18 protein-coding genes are annotated in these 15,925 nt (G+C 61.3%); 11 read left to right on the forward strand and 7 right to left on the reverse strand.

The features are described 5' to 3' along the window. Positions 1 to 9: 9 nt before the first annotated feature. Entirely contained in the window at positions 10 to 315 is a 306-nt protein-coding gene (locus NKK51_RS07850; protein WP_023811937.1) for a putative quinol monooxygenase, read from the reverse strand. Then, complete coding sequence (gene nanR / locus NKK51_RS07855) at positions 315 to 1,022, reverse strand: transcriptional regulator NanR (protein ID WP_023811936.1); 708 nt, start codon at positions 1,020 to 1,022, stop codon at positions 315 to 317. The genes NKK51_RS07850 and nanR overlap by 1 nt, the downstream gene beginning before the upstream one ends. 177 nt (positions 1,023 to 1,199) lie before the next feature. Here nanR and NKK51_RS07860 point away from each other — a divergent pair, with 177 nt between their 5' ends. The 11 genes from NKK51_RS07860 to NKK51_RS07910 all read left to right on the forward strand — a co-directional run bounded on the left by NKK51_RS07860 (position 1,200) and on the right by NKK51_RS07910 (position 11,425). Further along, on the forward strand, positions 1,200 to 1,379 hold the full coding sequence (locus tag NKK51_RS07860; protein WP_128304509.1) for a hypothetical protein: 180 nt from the start codon (positions 1,200 to 1,202) through the stop codon (positions 1,377 to 1,379). Positions 1,380 to 2,266: 887 nt separating this feature from the next. Further along, the gene (locus NKK51_RS07865; protein WP_127296135.1) at positions 2,267 to 2,971 is read left to right on the forward strand and encodes a heme-binding protein; all 705 of its coding nucleotides are present in this window, start codon (positions 2,267 to 2,269) and stop codon (positions 2,969 to 2,971) included. Continuing rightward, positions 2,968 to 4,848 (forward strand): methanol/ethanol family PQQ-dependent dehydrogenase, encoded by a 1,881-nt coding sequence (locus tag NKK51_RS07870; RefSeq protein WP_352552135.1) that lies wholly within the window; start codon positions 2,968 to 2,970, stop codon positions 4,846 to 4,848. The genes NKK51_RS07865 and NKK51_RS07870 overlap by 4 nt, the downstream gene beginning before the upstream one ends. Then, positions 4,829 to 5,698, forward strand: a complete 870-nt coding sequence (locus tag NKK51_RS07875; RefSeq protein WP_352552137.1) for a substrate-binding domain-containing protein — start codon at positions 4,829 to 4,831, stop codon at positions 5,696 to 5,698. Before NKK51_RS07870 ends, NKK51_RS07875 begins: the two co-directional genes overlap by 20 nt. Next, positions 5,695 to 6,228 carry a c-type cytochrome gene (locus tag NKK51_RS07880; RefSeq protein ID WP_352552139.1) on the forward strand — a complete coding sequence of 178 codons (534 nt, stop codon included), beginning with the start codon at positions 5,695 to 5,697 and terminating at the stop codon, positions 6,226 to 6,228. The genes NKK51_RS07875 and NKK51_RS07880 overlap by 4 nt, the downstream gene beginning before the upstream one ends. Positions 6,229 to 6,242: 14 nt before the next feature. Next, a complete protein-coding gene (gene coxB, locus NKK51_RS07885) occupies positions 6,243 to 7,238 on the forward strand; it encodes a cytochrome c oxidase subunit II (protein ID WP_352552269.1) in 996 nt (331 codons plus the stop codon). Next, positions 7,235 to 9,208 carry a cytochrome c oxidase subunit I gene (gene ctaD / locus NKK51_RS07890; RefSeq protein WP_127296111.1) on the forward strand — a complete coding sequence of 658 codons (1,974 nt, stop codon included), beginning with the start codon at positions 7,235 to 7,237 and terminating at the stop codon, positions 9,206 to 9,208. The genes coxB and ctaD overlap by 4 nt, the downstream gene beginning before the upstream one ends. Next, a complete protein-coding gene (locus NKK51_RS07895; RefSeq protein WP_352552141.1) occupies positions 9,205 to 9,810 on the forward strand; it encodes a cytochrome c oxidase subunit 3 in 606 nt (201 codons plus the stop codon). Before ctaD ends, NKK51_RS07895 begins: the two co-directional genes overlap by 4 nt. 1 nt (position 9,811) lies before the next feature. Next, positions 9,812 to 10,153 (forward strand): hypothetical protein, encoded by a 342-nt coding sequence (locus NKK51_RS07900; protein WP_127296109.1) that lies wholly within the window; start codon positions 9,812 to 9,814, stop codon positions 10,151 to 10,153. Beyond that, the gene (locus tag NKK51_RS07905) at positions 10,150 to 11,028 is read left to right on the forward strand and encodes a cytochrome c oxidase assembly protein (protein WP_352552143.1); all 879 of its coding nucleotides are present in this window, start codon (positions 10,150 to 10,152) and stop codon (positions 11,026 to 11,028) included. Before NKK51_RS07900 ends, NKK51_RS07905 begins: the two co-directional genes overlap by 4 nt. Then, positions 11,009 to 11,425 carry a c-type cytochrome gene (locus NKK51_RS07910; protein ID WP_352552145.1) on the forward strand — a complete coding sequence of 139 codons (417 nt, stop codon included), beginning with the start codon at positions 11,009 to 11,011 and terminating at the stop codon, positions 11,423 to 11,425. The genes NKK51_RS07905 and NKK51_RS07910 overlap by 20 nt, the downstream gene beginning before the upstream one ends. 81 nt (positions 11,426 to 11,506) lie before the next feature. Here NKK51_RS07910 and NKK51_RS07915 read toward each other — a convergent pair whose 3' ends face one another. The 5 genes from NKK51_RS07915 to NKK51_RS07935 all read right to left on the reverse strand — a co-directional run bounded on the left by NKK51_RS07915 (position 11,507) and on the right by NKK51_RS07935 (position 15,573). Further along, complete coding sequence (locus NKK51_RS07915; protein ID WP_352552147.1) at positions 11,507 to 12,343, reverse strand: hypothetical protein; 837 nt, start codon at positions 12,341 to 12,343, stop codon at positions 11,507 to 11,509. Further along, positions 12,340 to 12,732, reverse strand: a complete 393-nt coding sequence (locus NKK51_RS07920; RefSeq protein ID WP_352552149.1) for a phage holin family protein — start codon at positions 12,730 to 12,732, stop codon at positions 12,340 to 12,342. Before NKK51_RS07920 ends, NKK51_RS07915 begins: the two co-directional genes overlap by 4 nt. Continuing rightward, positions 12,729 to 13,337 carry a hypothetical protein gene (locus tag NKK51_RS07925; RefSeq protein WP_352552151.1) on the reverse strand — a complete coding sequence of 203 codons (609 nt, stop codon included), beginning with the start codon at positions 13,335 to 13,337 and terminating at the stop codon, positions 12,729 to 12,731. The genes NKK51_RS07920 and NKK51_RS07925 overlap by 4 nt, the downstream gene beginning before the upstream one ends. Before the next feature lie 300 nt (positions 13,338 to 13,637). Then, the gene (locus tag NKK51_RS07930; protein ID WP_352552153.1) at positions 13,638 to 14,483 is read right to left on the reverse strand and encodes a manganese catalase family protein; all 846 of its coding nucleotides are present in this window, start codon (positions 14,481 to 14,483) and stop codon (positions 13,638 to 13,640) included. Between the two features lie 172 nt (positions 14,484 to 14,655). Next, positions 14,656 to 15,573 (reverse strand): glycoside hydrolase family protein, encoded by a 918-nt coding sequence (locus tag NKK51_RS07935; RefSeq protein ID WP_352442897.1) that lies wholly within the window; start codon positions 15,571 to 15,573, stop codon positions 14,656 to 14,658. Between the last annotated feature and the right edge of the window lie 352 nt (positions 15,574 to 15,925).

Here is a 15,925-nt window from a genome sequence, read left to right on the forward strand (position 1 = left end):
TAGTTCTCGTCAATGCGTGGCCTCAAGAACGAGGTCGCAGGTCATCACCAACTTGGTCACGACGAGCGGCGCGCTCTGCGTATTGAATTCGTCGAAGTGAGCGGTGCGGCAGTGCTCCTCGAATGCGGCCTCGCTATCGTAAATCTCATAGAGCAGGACCCGGTCCGGTTCGCCGCGCGCCTCCGTCACGTCAAAGCGGCGGCAGCCGGCCTCGCTGCGCATCGACGCGGTTGCATTGGCGTCCACAAGTTCGCGGAATCTGCCCCGGGCACCCGGCTTGAGGCGGAAATCGACCCAGACCACGAAGCCCCTCATCACTTGGCACCTGCAATTTCCAGATAGCGCCTGGACACATATTCCAGATGCCTGCGCATAGCCGCTTCGGAGGCGTCTGGATCGCGCGCGGCGACGGCATCAAAGATTTCGCGATGAGCCTCATAGGCCTTGCGGTCTTCACCTTTGGCCAAAGTCGTGCGCCGCTGTTCGAGCAGCCATTCGGCCAACGCCGCGTGGATAGCTGTGAAGATTCGATTGCGGGTGATCACCGCCAGCACGTAGTGGAAGTCCACGTCGGTGCGCTCGAAGCGCGTCAGGTCCCCGATCGACTGTCGATTGATTTCAAGCGCCTCTTTGAGACTTTCAATATCTTCTGGGGTGGCATTGATGGCGGCGTTGCGGGCAAGACCGACTTCGAAAAACAAACGCGCGCTCTGGAAGTCATGAACCCCGCCGGGGGCCGAAATCATGTGACGCGCCGGCCCCGAGAGGGCGTCGATCACGAATTGGGGCGTTGGCCGAGTGACGCGGGCGCGCTCGCCGGATTTCACCTCGACAAGGCCCATCTTGCTCAGATGCAGCAGGGCTTCGCGGATTGAAGGGCGCCCGACCCCAAACTGCCGCATGAGTTCCCGTTCGGATGGGAGCCGGTCGGCTTCGGCCAGCTCTCCCTCGCGGATCATCCGCTCAAGGTGCGCTGCAACCTCGTCCGAAAGCTTCCGCGGCTTGATCAGAACTCCGATCATTGGCATACCTGTTATACCAATACGCTATGGCCCCAGAGCGCCTCTGTCAACGATCCTTCTACCAACAGACGCTCGTGACCAAGTGAGAACGGTCATTGTTCTTCCTGTCAAACGAGTATCTATCGGCGTTCGCCCAACTGAGACGCCGCACAAAGTTGGAACGAATCTGGCGTAAAATTGGCTGGGCGCATCGACGCCGGCATCGAGGAGGCGCTCGCCCGCTTTGGCATCGATACTCGTGGCGCAGCAGACGGCTGGGGAGCGACACTCGACAGCGTATATGACGGAGCGATTGAGGCGCTGACCTCCCTTGATGCTAGCTTTGCAAAGGCACTAGCGATCATCGCCGAGGGCTGAGCATGGCAGACATCGATGCTACACAGCGCGTCATCGAACATCTTTTGACGCATTTCGCCTGACCAAAAGCGGGCGCAAGCAGTCCGGCGGCAACGGGCTGTAACCGACTGTCAGGTCTCGGCAGGCATTTGAGATAGCTGCCGTTCTCCATACGATCCCCAGTTGGACGATAAGACCAAGCGTCCCAACAGCCAGAAGCGGACATCGTCAACGAGTTTAATTTACGCAGCCAGGATCGACCTCGCAGTTCGGGCCGATGCGACACCCATCCGGAACGCCATAGCTCAAAACCCCTCAAGCGCTTCAGCGCAGCGTTGCAAAAGGTCAAGCTGCGTTGCGGACCTCGGGTCTGCCGTTCGTTCTCCTCCGTCATGGCTGGTATACGGAGAACCACACGCCTTCCGTGATCCCTGACCTCTCTGGGCAGCATGATCCCGACCGCTTCCTGCAACGGAGGGGCGATCATTTCCACTAAATCCAATGCTTTATGAGGAAAGCCGGTGGTACCGTTGGCTGGGATCAGTTCGCCCATCAACTAACTGTTTTTTGTCACGTTTTTCCTTCCTGCGGGGTGTTGTTTGTATATCACAGCAGGCAGCACAATCTCGCCGCGGATATTCCGCCGGCGACACGGACAGACGGCAACTTGCATCGGCGTACGAGGGCTGCGCAATTTTTTGCAGAAGCAGGAACATAGCTGCATCGCCCAAGTTAAATACCGACGGCATTGGATCACGGCTTCATTCTCGCATTTCCAGTCTGCCAGAGTGCTCCGGGATTCTTTGATGCTCGAACGAATGGGCAGGACAATGTATCGCTGTCAGCTTTTGCTATCAGCCTTTGGTCTGGTGTTGTTGACGGGTGGCCTGTTCCCACAGGGCCAAGCCATGGCACAGGCGCCCTGCCCGGCCGACCACGATAAGCTGCTCGCTGTCCTCAAGGCCAATGTGAAAGCAAGCGGCGGACCTGCCAACGGTGGCTTTGAGACCAACGAATGGGCCGCTATCGTCGCCCGCGACGGCGCCGTATGCGCGATCGCTTTCAGCGGTCCCACCGCCGATTCGCAATGGCCAGGCAGTCGCCTCGTCGCGGCAGAGAAGGCCAACACGGCCAATGGACTCAGCTTGGCGCAGATGGCCCTATCGACGGCCAATCTCTACGCGGGGGCGCAGCCGGGCGGGCCGCTTTTCGGCTTGCAGGAGACCAATCCGGTCAACCAGGCCGCGGCCTATGCGGGCGATCCCAAAACGTTCGGAAGCGCCAGCGATCCCCTCGTCGGCAAGCCGATTGGAGGCGTCGTTGTGTTTGGCGGCGGGCTTGCCCTCTATGACGGCAAGAGCATCGTCGGAGGCATCGGAGTCTCCGGAGATTCCTCATGCGCCGATCACAATGTCGCCTGGCGTGTTCGCGCGGCGCTCGGCCTCGACAAGGTTCCAGCCGGGGTCAATCCCAATCGCAAGGACGCCATCGTCTACGATCTCGATCCCGGGGGCAAAAGCGCATCGGGCTGGGGCCATCCGCTTTGTGCCGGCACCGAGGCTGACATCGCGGCGGAGCTCGGCGCCGGCGTGGGAGGCTCGATCCACAAATGAAAGGCATGCTGCACCCGGCACCGGCGCGCGTTGACGCAGGACGAGGCGCCCGCGCATTGGCGATCTGGAATTCTTTTCGCACCTGCATATTCTCGGTGATGCTGCTGGCATGCGGCCCATTCCTGAGTGGTGCCTCGGAGCCCCCATCGGCAGCGGCTATTGCGCCGCCCGCCGCCGCAGCGCCACCCGACGACGGGCAATGGACGATGCCAGCCAAGAACTACGCGTCGACCCGCTTCAGCGACCTGACCGAGATCAACGAAGGCAATGTCAAGAACCTGCAGGTCGCCTTTACCTTCTCGACCGGCGTGAACAAGGGCCAGGAAGCAGCGCCGCTGGTTGTCGGCAACATCATGTACATCGTCACGCCCTTTCCCAACATCGTCTACGCGCTCGACCTTTCCAGGCCCGGCGCGCCGATGAAGTGGAAGTACGAGCCCAACCCCGAGCCGGCGGCACAAGGGGTGGCCTGCTGCGATGTCGTCAACCGCGGCGCGGCCTTCGCCGACGGGCGCATCTTCTTCAACACGCTGGACGGCCACACGATCGCGCTCGATGCCGATACGGGCAAGCCGATCTGGAACGCTCATATCGGCAACATCAACATCGGCGAGACAATCACCATGGCGCCGCTGGTGGTGAAGGGAAAAGTTCTGGTCGGCAATTCCGGCGGCGAAATGGGCGTCCGCGGCTGGGTGAAGGCGCTGGATGCCGGAAACGGGCATGTTGTCTGGACGGCTTATGGCACTGGACCCGACAAGGATGTGCTGATCGGCCCGGACTTCAAGCCCCACTATGACATGGACAAGGGCACAGACCTTGGCGTGACGACATGGCCGCCGGAAGCCTGGAAGATCGGCGGCGGCAATATGTGGGGCTGGATCTCCTACGATCCGGACTTGAACTTGATCTTCCACGGCACAGGCAATCCAGGACCGTGGAATCCGGATTTGCGGCCCGGCGACAACAAATGGACGTCCGGTATTTTCGCGCGTGATCCCGATACCGGAGCGGCGAAGTGGTTCTACCAGTGGAGCCCGCATGACCTCCATGACTATGACGGCATCAACGAGCAGATCCTTCTGGACATGACCTGGCAAGGCAAGCCGCGCAAGGTCCTGGTCCGACCGGAACGCAATGGCTACCTCTATATCCTCGATCGAACCACTGGCGAAGTGCTGTCTGCCACAGCCTATGGCCCGGTCAATTCCAGCAAGGGTGTCGATTTGAAGACCGGCCGGCTGATTGCAAACCCCGACAAGAGAACCGGCACCGGCAAGGTGGTCCGAGATATTTGCCCGACAGCGTCCGGCCTCAAGGACTGGCAACCATCGGCCTTTTCGCCGAAGACCGGCCTGCTCTACATCCCCCACAACAATCTCTGCATGGACGAAGAAGGCGTCGAGGTAAACTACATCGCAGGCACACCCTATGTCGGCATGAACGTACGCATGATCCCCGGGCCGGGGGGCAATCGGGGTGCCTTTACCGCTTGGGATGTTGCCGCGGCCAAGCCGGCCTGGGTCCTGAAAGAAAACTTCCCGGTGTGGAGTGGCACCGTCGTCACTGCCGGCGATGTCGTCTTTTACGGCACCATGGAAGGCTGGTTCAAGGCCGTCAGCGCCAGGACTGGCGATCTGCTTTGGCAGTTCAAGACATCGTCCGGCATCATCGGCCAGCCGATCACCTATCGCGGCCCCGATGGGCACCAATATGTCGCAATTCTGTCGGGCGTCGGTGGCTGGGCCGGCGCCATCGTTTCGGGCGACCTCGACCCACGCGATGCCACCGCGGCACTTGGCTTCGTCAACGCGATGAAGGATCTGAAGAACGCTACCACGGCGGGAGGCACGCTTTATGTGTTCCGGCTTCCTTGATGGATTGGACTTGACCGTCCGTCCGACGCGCAAGGCGTTCCAACGGGTGGCGATCGGCATGGCCGGGCTCGCCTTATTGCTCTTGCCGGCTATTGCCAATGCACGTGAGTTGAGAGTGTGCGCCGACCCGAACAACATGCCGTTTTCCAACGCGGCCGGTCAAGGCTTCGAGAACAGGATCGCGGAAATTATCGCCACTGATCTCGGCGCCAAGCTGACGTATACTTGGTGGGCGCAGCGCCGTGGCTTCATCCGCAACACGCTGAAGGCAGGTCTTTGCGATCTCGTGCCCGGCACGCCTGCCAATCTCGAAATGCTGCGCACCACCACGCCTTACTACCGTTCGTCCTATGTCTTCGTGACCCGCCAGGACGGCCCGGACGTGGCCTCATTCAACGACCCGCGGTTGCGAGAATTGCGCATCGGTGTTCAGCTCATCGGCGACGATGGCGCCAACTCGCCGCCTGTCCAAGCGCTTGGCCGCCGCGGCATCGTCGGACATCTGATCGGCTATCCCGTCTATGGCGACTACTCCGCTCCCAACCCTCCGGCGCGCATCGTCGAAGCTGTCGCGAACGGTGAGATTGATCTTGCCGTGGTCTGGGGTCCGCTCGCCGGCTATTTCGCCCAGAGGCAAAAGGTGTCGCTCCGGATCACGCCGGTCACGCCTCGCATCGACGGACCGCAACTGCCGCTGATGTACGACATCTCAATGGGTGTTCGGCGCGAGGACGATGCGCTGCGTGGCGATGTGAATAGCGCGCTTGCCAGACACAAGGCGGAGATCGACGCGGTTCTGGCGCAATACGGCGTACCGCGTCTGGACATGGCCGGGAGTCCGGCGCGATGAGGCAGGCTCTGGCGATGTTGCTGCCCTTGACGCTGGCCCTGGTCGCCTGCCAGCGTGAGGAGCGCGATACCCGGCCACAATCGGCGCTCGGCTCAGGCGAACAGCCGACACCGGTGACCGCGCTTGAGCCCGGCGCTCAGCGGCCTTCCGCCAGTGACAACAAGGCGGCGAGCTTCGAGGCGAACGCCTTTCACCTTAGCGAGGGCAAGCGCCTGTTCGGCTGGTTCAACTGCTCGGGCTGTCACGCCAATGGCGGTGGCGGCATGGGCCCGGCGCTGATGGACGAAAAGTGGCTCTACGGCAGCTCGATCGAAAGCATCCATGCCACGATCCGCGACGGGCGACCAAACGGGATGCCGAGCTTCCGCCAGAAGATACCCGACGACCAAATCTGGGAACTTGCGGCCTTCGTACGCGCACTGAGCGGCAACGCGCCCTCCTCCGCCGCGCCGCAGCGCAACGACGATATGATGGTGCACCCGTCTGAAAACCGCCTGCCGGATGCCGCGACGCTGGGAAAGTCGCCGTGAAACGGCTCGCCTTCATGGCGCTTGCCCCCTTCTGTGTCCTGCTTCTGCAGGGATGCGCAGGCTGGCAGTCGGCGCTGGACCCGAAAGGCCCCGCGGCCGGCGAGTTGGCCTGGCTGATCTGGTTCTTCACCGCGCTTTGCGCGGTTGTGTGGGTGCTGGTGATGATCGCGCTCGCAGCACCGCTGGTCATGCGATCGCGTCCCGGCGATGAGCCGCTCTTACTCGACGAGGGGGCCGAACGCCGCAAGATGCGCGTGGTTGTCACCGCTGTTGGGCTGACCGCCATAATCCTGATCGGACTTACGCTGCTGAGCTTTTTCGCCAACAGGACGCTTGCCGCCATTGGCCCGGACGCCGCGCTGACAATCAGGGTAACCGGGCATCAGTGGTGGTGGGAGGTGCGTTACGAGAATGCTACGCCGAGCCGCATCCTGACGACGGCGAATGAGGTCCACATCCCCGCCGGCGAGCCGGTGAGGCTTCTTTTGACCTCGACGGATGTGATCCATTCGTTCTGGATTCCAAGCTTGGCCGGTAAGCTCGACCTTATACCGGGTCACATGAACGTGCTGGACATCAAGGCGGACAAGCCGGGCGTCTACCGTGGTCAATGCGCTGAATTCTGCGGCGCGCAGCATGCCAATATGGGCACCTTCATCATTGCTGAGCCGCGTCCGAAATTCGATGCCTGGCTGAACGACCAGTTGCAGCCGGCCGGCGCGCCGGCGAGTGGCGAGGCCAAGGCCGGCGCGGACCTGTTCCTCAAGCGCCCCTGCGTAATGTGCCATAGGATCGGGGGGACGCCGGCCGGCGGAACGGTGGCTCCCGATCTCACCCACATAGCAAGCCGGAAAACATTGGCGGCCGGAACGCTGACGATGAGCCGCGGCAATCTCGCCGCCTGGATAGCCGACCCGCAAGGCATCAAGCCGGGTTCCCACATGCCAGTGGCAGATCTCAATGGCGACGAGCTCAACGCAATTGTGGCTTATCTCGAGGGACTGAAATGAGCAGCGCCGATATCACAGGCGACCGCCACATCCCGGAACTGGATACCGCCTCCAAGGGCGACCTCGCTCCCGAACGCGACGGACCCCGGGATACGGGAATGGATGATGCCAGTCTGCATCGCTGGCTCGAACGCACTTGGCGGACGCCGTCCGGTATCTTTGGAGCGCTGTCTAGCGTCGATCACAAGGTGATCGCACGACGCTATTTGATCACCGCATTTGTTTTCCTGTGTCTTGGCGGCCTCAACGCTGTGGCCATGCGTATCCAGCTCTCGGGACCGCAACGCGGCCTGATCGGGCCGGACCTCTACAACCAGCTGTTCACGATGCACGGCGTTACGATGATGTTTCTGTTCGCCGTGCCTATCGTGCAGGCGACTGGCATTTATCTGGTACCGCTGATGGTCGGCACCCGCAACATCGCGTTTCCGCGCCTGAATGCGTTCAGCTACTGGATCTACGTCTCGGGCGGCGCTTTTGCCTGGGTGTCCTTCGCCCTCAACATGGCTCCTGATGTCGGTTGGTTCGCTTACGTGCCGCTGTCCGGCCCCGAATTCGCACCGGGCAAGCGCGCCGACGTCTGGGCGCAGATGATCACGTATACGGAAGTGTCTTCATTGGCCGTGGCGGTGGCGACCATCGTCACCGTGTTCAAGCAGCGAGCCCCCGGCATGTCGCTGGACAAGATCCCGCTCTATGTCTGGGCGATGCTGGTCACTTCCTTCGTCGTCGTTTTCGCGATGCCGGCGGTGATGATCACCTCGACCTTCCTGATCCTGGACCGGCTAGTCGGCACACATATCTTCAACCCGGCTGAGGGTGGGGATGCTCTGCTGTTCCAACATCTCTTCTGGTTCTTCGGCCATCCGGAAGTCTACATCATCTTCCTGCCGGCGACGGGCATGGTCTCTTCGATCATCCCGGCTTTCGCCAGGCGACCGACATTCGGCCATCTCGGGCTTGTCCTGTCACTCTTCGCTGTCGGCCTCCTGTCGTTCGGGCTCTGGGTCCATCACATGTTCGCCACCGGATTGCCGAAGCTCGGCGCAAGCTTCTTCACCGCGTCCAGCATGATGATCGCCATTCCGAACGGCGTGCAGATCTTCTGCTGGCTGGCAACATTATGGGATGGCAGACCGGTAATCCGGACCCCGTTGCTGTTTGTCTTCGGCTTCTTCTTCATCTTCGTCATCGGCGGGCTGACCGGCGTCATGCTAGCCTCTGTGCCATTGGATCTTCAGGTGCACGACACCTATTTCGTCGTCGCGCATTTCCATTACGTGCTGATCGGCGGCTCGGTGTTCCCGCTGCTTGGCGCTGCTTATTTCTGGTTCCCGAAGATCAGCGGCCGCATGATGAGCGAACGCCTTGGGCGTTGGCATTTCTGGCTGGCCTTCATCGGGTTTAATGCGACCTTTTTCCCGATGCATCTCGTCGGTCTATGGGGCATGCCACGACGGGTCTACACCTATCCGGCCGAGCTTGGCTGGGGCAACATCAACCTTTTCATCTCGGCCGGGGCGCTGCTCTTCTTCCTGAGCTTTGTGCTGTTCACCTTCAACCTTGTGCATGGCGCGTTGAAAGGCACCTCGGCCGGCAACAATCCGTGGGACGCAGGAACCTTGGAGTGGGCAACATCCTCGCCGCCGCCGAGCTATAATTTCGCACGCATTCCCATCGTCACCCATATCGAGCCGCTCTGGGCCGAGCGCGAGACGCTCCCTGTAGCGACCGGGCTCCGCGTCGATGCGCGCGAGCTCCTCATCTCCACCGTGGCGGAAGCTCATCCCGACATTCGTGAGAAATCGGCCACACCGTCGATCTGGCCTCTTTTCGCGGCGCTCGCCGTCGGTGGTACGTTTCTCTATTCGATTTTCACGCCTTGGGCCATCGTCTGGGGCGCCGCGCCGATCGCCATCACTTTGATCGGTTGGTTCTGGCCGAAGGGCGATCCGGAGGACCAGGAATGAAGCATCGAGTTGCCGCCGATCTTTCAGGACTGCCGACCTTCGGGCATGGTCCGCACAGCCCCACCTGGTGGGGCACGCTGGGCTTTATGGCGCTCGAAGGCACCGGTTTCGCGCTGGCGGCGGGCGCATATCTCTACCTTGCGCTGTCATGGCCAGCATGGCCGCTCAGCGCACCGCAGCCGAACCATTGGCCCGGAACGATCGTCACGATTTTGTTTGTCGTCAGCCTTGTGCCCAACCACATCCTGCACCGCTATGCCAAGCAATGCTCCATTGTTCCGGTGCGGATAGGCCTGGTGGTCATGTCGCTGCTCGGCATCGCTCCGCTCGTCGTGCGCTGGTTCGAATTCCCCGCCCTCAACATCTATTGGGACACCAACGCCTATGGATCGATGCTCTGGGTGCTGCTTGGCCTGCACACCACGCACCTCATAACCGATGTCGGCGACACCATCGTGCTGATGGTGCTGATGTTCACGCGCCACGGCTATAGCGGCCGGCGCTTCGGCGATGTCGGCGACAATGTCTTCTACTGGGATTTCGTGGTCCTGACCTGGATCCCGATCTATGTGCTCATCTATTGGGCGCCGAGGCTAGGCTGACATGCGAGCGTTGCGGTTTGGAACGTCTTGGGGTGGTCTTCTGTCAGGTCCGCTGGCCTGGGCGGTCTCGACACAGCTGAATTATGCGCTGGTGCCTTGGCAATGCAATCGCCAGGTGCCGGTCGTGCTTCCCGTGGCGCTGCTGCTCGTCTTATTGTCGCTGCTCGGTGGGGCGCTGTCGTGGCGGGCGAAGCGGCGAGGCGGTGCCGCATTCAAGCCGGAGCGTACGCGCGGCACAGAGCGCTTCGTCGCCAACCTCGGAATGTTGTCGGCGTTGCTGTTTGCGCTTGTGATCCTCATGCAAGGCAGCGCGGCGCTGATCCTGGATGAGTGCCTGCGATGAACCTGGACGCGCTGTTCTCTACTTCCATCTGCTACGGCGCCGGCGCACCCGAGGCCGGGTGGACGCTCGCGCTGCCCATTACGCTGCCGCTTGCCGTCCTCGGACTCGCCTATGTCGTGGGCGCGAGCCGGCTTTGGCGGCGCAGCGGCCGCGGCAGGACTTTGCGGCTGCGCCAGGCTCTGCTGTTCACGGCCGGATGGGGCGTGTTGACAGCCGCATTGGTCAGCCCGATTCATGCGCTCGGCGAGCAGGTATTTGCGGCGCATATGATCGAGCATGAACTTCTGATGGCCGTGGCGGCGCCGCTGTTGGTCTCTGCCTGCCCGGCTGCTGCCTTGATGTGGGGCCTACCCACCCGATTCCGGCGCATTCTGGGAATTGCCGGGCACGCCAATTGGCTGAAGGCGGTCTGGGCTTTCGCAACGCGGCCGATCATGGCGACCATTATCCACGGCATAGCCATATGGATCTGGCACATTCCGGTGTTATTCGAAGCCGCGCTCGAACGCGGCGTGCTGCACTATGCACAGCACGCGAGCTTCTTCGGAACAGGGCTGCTGTTCTGGTGGGTGCTCTTGCCGCGTCCCGGCCGCCAGCATGCCTATGGGAGCGCAGTGATGCACCTCTTCATCACCTCGCTGCATACCGGCCTGCTCGGCGTTCTCCTGTTGCTCTCGCCACGGCTCTGGTACCCGGAGAACGCCGAGGGAGCGGCACTGTGGAATTTGAGTCCCCTGGAAGACCAGCAGCTTGCCGGGCTGGTCATGTGGGTTCCAGCTGGACTGATCTATGGCGGCGTAGCGCTGCTGCTGGCCGCGCTGTGGATCAAGGCGAGCGGAAGCAGGGAGGCGGCGCATGCGTACGAGCTTGTCTAAACTGCTTGCCGCCGTCAGCGCCGCGCTGGTGCTGCTCGTCGCGGCCGTGGCCGGAATGACCTGGTGGTCCGATCGGGCCGCACGCGTCCGCCACGAGGCGGAGGCGGCCACGGGCGGTGACACTGCGAGGGCCTTGCCGATCATGACGGCGAACGGCTGTTCCGGCTGCCATACGATTGCGGGCGTGCCGGGCGCGCAAGGGCAGGTCGGCCCTCGCCTGGATGCCAGTCTTGCTGACCGTGTTTTTATCGGCGGCGGGCTAGCCAACAATCCAGAGAACCTGATCCGCTGGATACGATCGGCAAGGGAAGTCAATCCGCACACGGCCATGCCATCGACACGGATTACGGAGCAGCAGGCGCGCGATATCGCGGCCTACCTCTACGCTCTGAAATGACTCGAGCGGTTCACCGTTCGACGGACAACGCCGACCCCTTTCTGGAAGAGACCGACTATCGTTGATCTATGGATTACCAAGCTAGGTTTGGCGCTGAGACGGATCGGAAATCTGTTCCCGCACGGCACGCTCGGTCTTGTCTGCTGTGGACTTCACAATCTCGCCGAGCTGATCGGCCATCGTGCCTGCTTCCATATGTTGCCGGCCAGCTTCCTGCTTAATGGTCTCATAGGCGTCAGCGGCGACCTGCTTGGCCTCATCGAGACCCCTGTCGAGCATGGTTTCGGCGGTGTCGCGAAGCTTGTCCCCATAGGCGCCTAGTTGCTCATCCTCCGTTGCCGTATGGGGCAGCATTGCACCTATAGCGGCACCGATGGCGAGACCGACGGCCGCTACGGCCAAGGGTTGGTCCTCCAACAGATATTGGGCGGAGCGGCTGGCTTTCGCCATGTCACCAGTCGTCGAGCTTGCATTGGCAGCGCTTCCCGTCAGACCCGCCGCAGCGGCTCTTGCGGTGCTCGATATGGTATCGCCGACGCTGGTAGCGCTCGATGAGAGCGATTCCGCGGCATCGGAGAGCGTGCCGCTGAAGCCGCCGCGCTCACCTTCATCATGTCGTGCCGGCGCTGAAGGCAATGGGTAACCAGCGGGACCGTGGGCCGTGTTTGATGTGCCGCTGCCGAACATCAGCCAAGCCAGACCCGCGCCCACCATGGTGACCGGCAAAGGATTGTCTCGGACCTGCGTTCTGAGATTGCTGAGCATGGCCGAGCTCTCCCCTCCCGAGAACAGCCCGGTGAACTCATCCAGCAATTGTCCCGGCGTCATCTTGCCTCGAATGGATTCGGCGGTCTCCATCACCCGGGCGCGAGCCGCCTCGGCCTCGCGTTCAAGTTCGGCTGCGGATTTCTCTTTCATCTCACCTGTTCCTTGATCACGCTCGCGTCGCGCTTGAGCTGTTCCTGGGTCCGGTCGGGGGTAAGTTCCGAAGGCGCCATGCTGGCCATCCCGGTCCGCAGCAGGATGACGCCGAGGACCGCCACGACCACACCGACCAGCAGAGAAGACCACCCCGCGCCAAGCCCTGCCCGCGTCAGTGCGATAACGAGTGCCTGCAGCAACACCAATAGCGCGGCGAGAAGGCAAATCGCGCCGCCCAGCACTTCCGCGGCACCTGCTCCGGCTTTGGTAAGCTTTTCAGAGAGCTCGGCCCGAAACAGCCTCGCCTCGGTCTGCACCAGAGTGGTGACATTGTGGGCCAAGTCGGTGATCAGTCCGGCAAGGCTGGGATTGTTCTGGGTGTTCATCTCTCCTGCTCCGCCTTCTGCATAGTCCCGTCATCGCCGACGAGGCCAAAATCCTGCGAATGATCAGCGGACCAACCCTGTGGCTGATCGGTGTGTGATTTGAGGTCTCCCAGAGCAGCCTGAGATTCCGGCCTTGCCGGCGGAGAAGCCTTGATGAACCGCCCGAGCGCCAAACCGGCCAACACGGATCCCGCAAGCAGGACACCGGGATTTTGCCGGCCAAAGGACTGCACCTCCTCAAGGACCTGGCCGAACGGTTTCTGTTTCAAGGACGATGAAAGCCGCTCAAGCCCACCGGCAGCATCCAAAGCGAACTTCGATGCGTTCCTTTCATCGTTGTTGGCCAGGTGATCGCTGGCCGCGCGCAGTGCACCGCCCAACGCCGCCATGCTCGATCCGATGTCGCGTTGCGCCTCCTCCGCCTTGTCGGCGATGACCTCGCTGGCTTCAGATGCATAGTCGCCAGCCTTGCGGGTCACCGTATCACGCGCGTCGTGAAGCAACTCGCTGGCACGTTCCTCTTCCTGGCGAAGCCTGTCGGAAACTTCGCTTTTCGTCTTGTCGAAATCGGTGGGCTGTCCGCCCTGATCGTTCTCATGCTGCATGGGCCACCTAGTGAAAACCGAAGAAGGAGAGGACCGCGAGCACGACAACGATAAGGCCGATAAGATAGATGACACTGTTCATGTGCACGTCCTCCGTGGCTGCCCAACTTCGAGGAACCTGCGATGTTCCCTTAGGTGAAAGCATTTGTGATCAGGCTGAAACGGAGAGCTCGTCAGGCACGCAACAGTCGCCAATGAGTTGCGCTGTCCCTCGAACGGAGCGCTCGGTACGACCGGGTGCGCGGGAGCCGCAAGCAGGAGACAGCCGAGTGCCGGCTGCCTCCGGTTTGCTATCTCTGCTTATTCGGCGGCCCGCCTGTCGATCATCTGCTCGCTCTGGGCGCCGGAACTTGGCCGTGGCGGCGAAAGCATGGGCTCCTCGCCCATTGGTGCACCGGCGACCAGGGAGAACTCTCCCTTGCCGTCCATCGAGGGTCCATCGCTCCAACGTCCCCGCGCTGGTTCGACACCTTCGACGAAGCAATTGATGAAGGCATAGGATACGTCCTGATGCTCCTTCTCCTGCGGGAAGGAGTTGGGGACCGGCAGAGACGCGTTCAGTCCGCCCATGTCTTCGATGGCCGCGAGCCACTGCTGTTGGTGCATGGTGTCGCGCGCAATAAGGAAGGACAGCATGTCCTTCATGCCGGGATCGTTGGTCATGTTGTACAGGCGGGTAGCCAGTACGCGGCCGCTTCCTTCCGCGGTGACGTTTGCGACCATATCCGCGGCAAGATTGCCGCTGGCATAGACATGCGAAGCATTGAAGGGAACGCCGTTGGCGTTTTCAGGCAGTGCGGCCAGGCCGGTCGACAAGATATGGCGGAAGTTCATCCCGTTGAGGACCGAGCCGCCGACCGTGTCCGACGAGATGTCCTCCTGCAGCGAAAGTGGTGCACCCTCTAGATTGAGGGCGACCGCAGTCGCCAGCATTTCGATATGGCCGAGTTCCTCGGTCGCCGTGTTTAACAACAGGTCGCGGTATTTGGCCGGTCCGCGGCATCCCCATGCCTGGAAGAAATACTGCAAGGCGACGCGGATCTCGCCTTCTACTCCACCTATGGCCTGCTGCAACGCGCGGGCAAAGACTGGATTCGGCGTTTCCACACGAACCGGGTACTGCAATTTCTTGTCGGTGTAATACATGGCTGACTCCTGGTTTGAAGTCAGCCGAACCTCAGCTCGGACGCATTGTTCCGTAGGAGAAACGTTTAATTCCGGCAGGCTTCCCGACGGAACGTCTCGAGCTACGGAAGCTCATTGCGCAATGCGAGCCGTCCAGTCGGTCTACGCCGTGGGTGCCCATTGGCACCGGGGATCATGCGACCTTGGAAAACAGGGCGACGTCGCATCTGGCCAGGCCGTAGCGCCACCGATGATCGGTCGTGGCGACCCGGCTTTGGTAAAACAACGATAGTTGGCTGCCTTCGATCATCACCGTCGAGTGGCCGTTCTCTCCCGGCTGGCCTGGCTCCAGCACCGGGCCGATCGATACGTAAGGTCCAGCAACGTCATCAGCGATAGCGAAGAACACGCGTTGCCGGTTCCCCCGAAGTCCATTCGGCAGAAAACAAGTGGCATTGAGAAGCACCCGACCGTCCGGCAACTCGACCAGCTGTGCGCCTTCTATGCCCCATTCATAGTCGGGATCCTCTCTCGTATTATGGTGAGGGACATCATTATGGTCGAGGATCTTGCCGATCCGCTTCCAGGGACCGAACCACGAGTCGGATTGGCTCCGTGCGAGGTAGATGTCGGGTTGCGGCACCCTGGTGAATTTTGGCATCGCGGAATAGACGAGGTAGCGCTTGCCGCCAATAACTGCGGGATGCGGATCGTAAATGCCGTCCTCCTCGGTGTCCGGGATGGCAAGGATCGCCGGGCTGAGAACCACCCACTGGAATCCGTCATTGGAAACCGCGTGCTCGCACCGGCCGCCAGACTTCATGAACTCGGTCTGGATGAACATATGAAAGACGCCGCTTTCGTGGATGACGCCGGGAGCCGCAACACCACTCCCGTTGATAGGAAGTTCGATCGGCGGATGCTCGGTCCACGGTCCATAGAGATCGGGCGCCGTGGCATGAAGGATCCTCCACGTCTCGGTGGTCACCGTGCCACTTGAGCCGAAGACGTGCCACAGACTGCCATCGAAGACAGGGCACGGGTCTTTGAGATCATCGACGCTTTGCGGATGAAACAGCGGAAAAACATTGGTCGCAAAGTCGATCTTCATATCAGCCCCGGAATCTTGCCCTGCCAAAACCGAATCGCCAGTCGTGCAGGCGAATCAACGTGATGTTCTGCACATTTTATAGCCGACAAGTTCAACGCAAATACGGCAATGCCGTTCTCCACCAGCATTCCCCAGTCGCCCCGCGCCTCAAAGCCCGCCGACACACGATAGCCGTTCTCGACTCAGCGAGCGGATCTCGTTTTCGTCTATCGAGCGGCGACTGAAGGCGCTCCATTTCACCTTGGAACAACTCACCTCGTTGAAAGTTAGGAGACGGGAACGAAGTTTAGTTCTCTCCCGTCCGCGACTAACAAATGTTAGTCGGAACATAAACGACAGAATAAAGGAAGGA

Source organism: Mesorhizobium sp. M0011 (assembly GCF_040324155.1).
GTDB lineage: Bacteria > Pseudomonadota > Alphaproteobacteria > Rhizobiales > Rhizobiaceae > Mesorhizobium.

Bases quoted from the DNA above. Each gene is read 5' to 3' on its own strand.
- NKK51_RS07850 (WP_023811937.1), bottom strand. From the start codon at position 315: ATGAGGGGCTTCGTGGTCTGGGTCGATTTCCGCCTCAAGCCGGGTGCC.
- nanR (WP_023811936.1), bottom strand. From the start codon at position 1,022: ATGATCGGAGTTCTGATCAAGCCGCGGAAGCTTTCGGACGAGGTTGCA.
- NKK51_RS07865 (WP_127296135.1), top strand. From the start codon at position 2,267: ATGGCACAGGCGCCCTGCCCGGCCGACCACGATAAGCTGCTCGCTGTC.
- NKK51_RS07870 (WP_352552135.1), top strand. From the start codon at position 2,968: ATGAAAGGCATGCTGCACCCGGCACCGGCGCGCGTTGACGCAGGACGA.
- NKK51_RS07875 (WP_352552137.1), top strand. From the start codon at position 4,829: ATGTGTTCCGGCTTCCTTGATGGATTGGACTTGACCGTCCGTCCGACG.
- NKK51_RS07880 (WP_352552139.1), top strand. From the start codon at position 5,695: ATGAGGCAGGCTCTGGCGATGTTGCTGCCCTTGACGCTGGCCCTGGTC.
- coxB (WP_352552269.1), top strand. From the start codon at position 6,243: ATGGCGCTTGCCCCCTTCTGTGTCCTGCTTCTGCAGGGATGCGCAGGC.
- ctaD (WP_127296111.1), top strand. From the start codon at position 7,235: ATGAGCAGCGCCGATATCACAGGCGACCGCCACATCCCGGAACTGGAT.
- NKK51_RS07895 (WP_352552141.1), top strand. From the start codon at position 9,205: ATGAAGCATCGAGTTGCCGCCGATCTTTCAGGACTGCCGACCTTCGGG.
- NKK51_RS07900 (WP_127296109.1), top strand. From the start codon at position 9,812: ATGCGAGCGTTGCGGTTTGGAACGTCTTGGGGTGGTCTTCTGTCAGGT.
- NKK51_RS07905 (WP_352552143.1), top strand. From the start codon at position 10,150: ATGAACCTGGACGCGCTGTTCTCTACTTCCATCTGCTACGGCGCCGGC.
- NKK51_RS07910 (WP_352552145.1), top strand. From the start codon at position 11,009: ATGCGTACGAGCTTGTCTAAACTGCTTGCCGCCGTCAGCGCCGCGCTG.
- NKK51_RS07915 (WP_352552147.1), bottom strand. From the start codon at position 12,343: ATGAAAGAGAAATCCGCAGCCGAACTTGAACGCGAGGCCGAGGCGGCT.
- NKK51_RS07920 (WP_352552149.1), bottom strand. From the start codon at position 12,732: ATGAACACCCAGAACAATCCCAGCCTTGCCGGACTGATCACCGACTTG.
- NKK51_RS07925 (WP_352552151.1), bottom strand. From the start codon at position 13,337: ATGCAGCATGAGAACGATCAGGGCGGACAGCCCACCGATTTCGACAAG.
- NKK51_RS07930 (WP_352552153.1), bottom strand. From the start codon at position 14,483: ATGTATTACACCGACAAGAAATTGCAGTACCCGGTTCGTGTGGAAACG.
- NKK51_RS07935 (WP_352442897.1), bottom strand. From the start codon at position 15,573: ATGAAGATCGACTTTGCGACCAATGTTTTTCCGCTGTTTCATCCGCAA.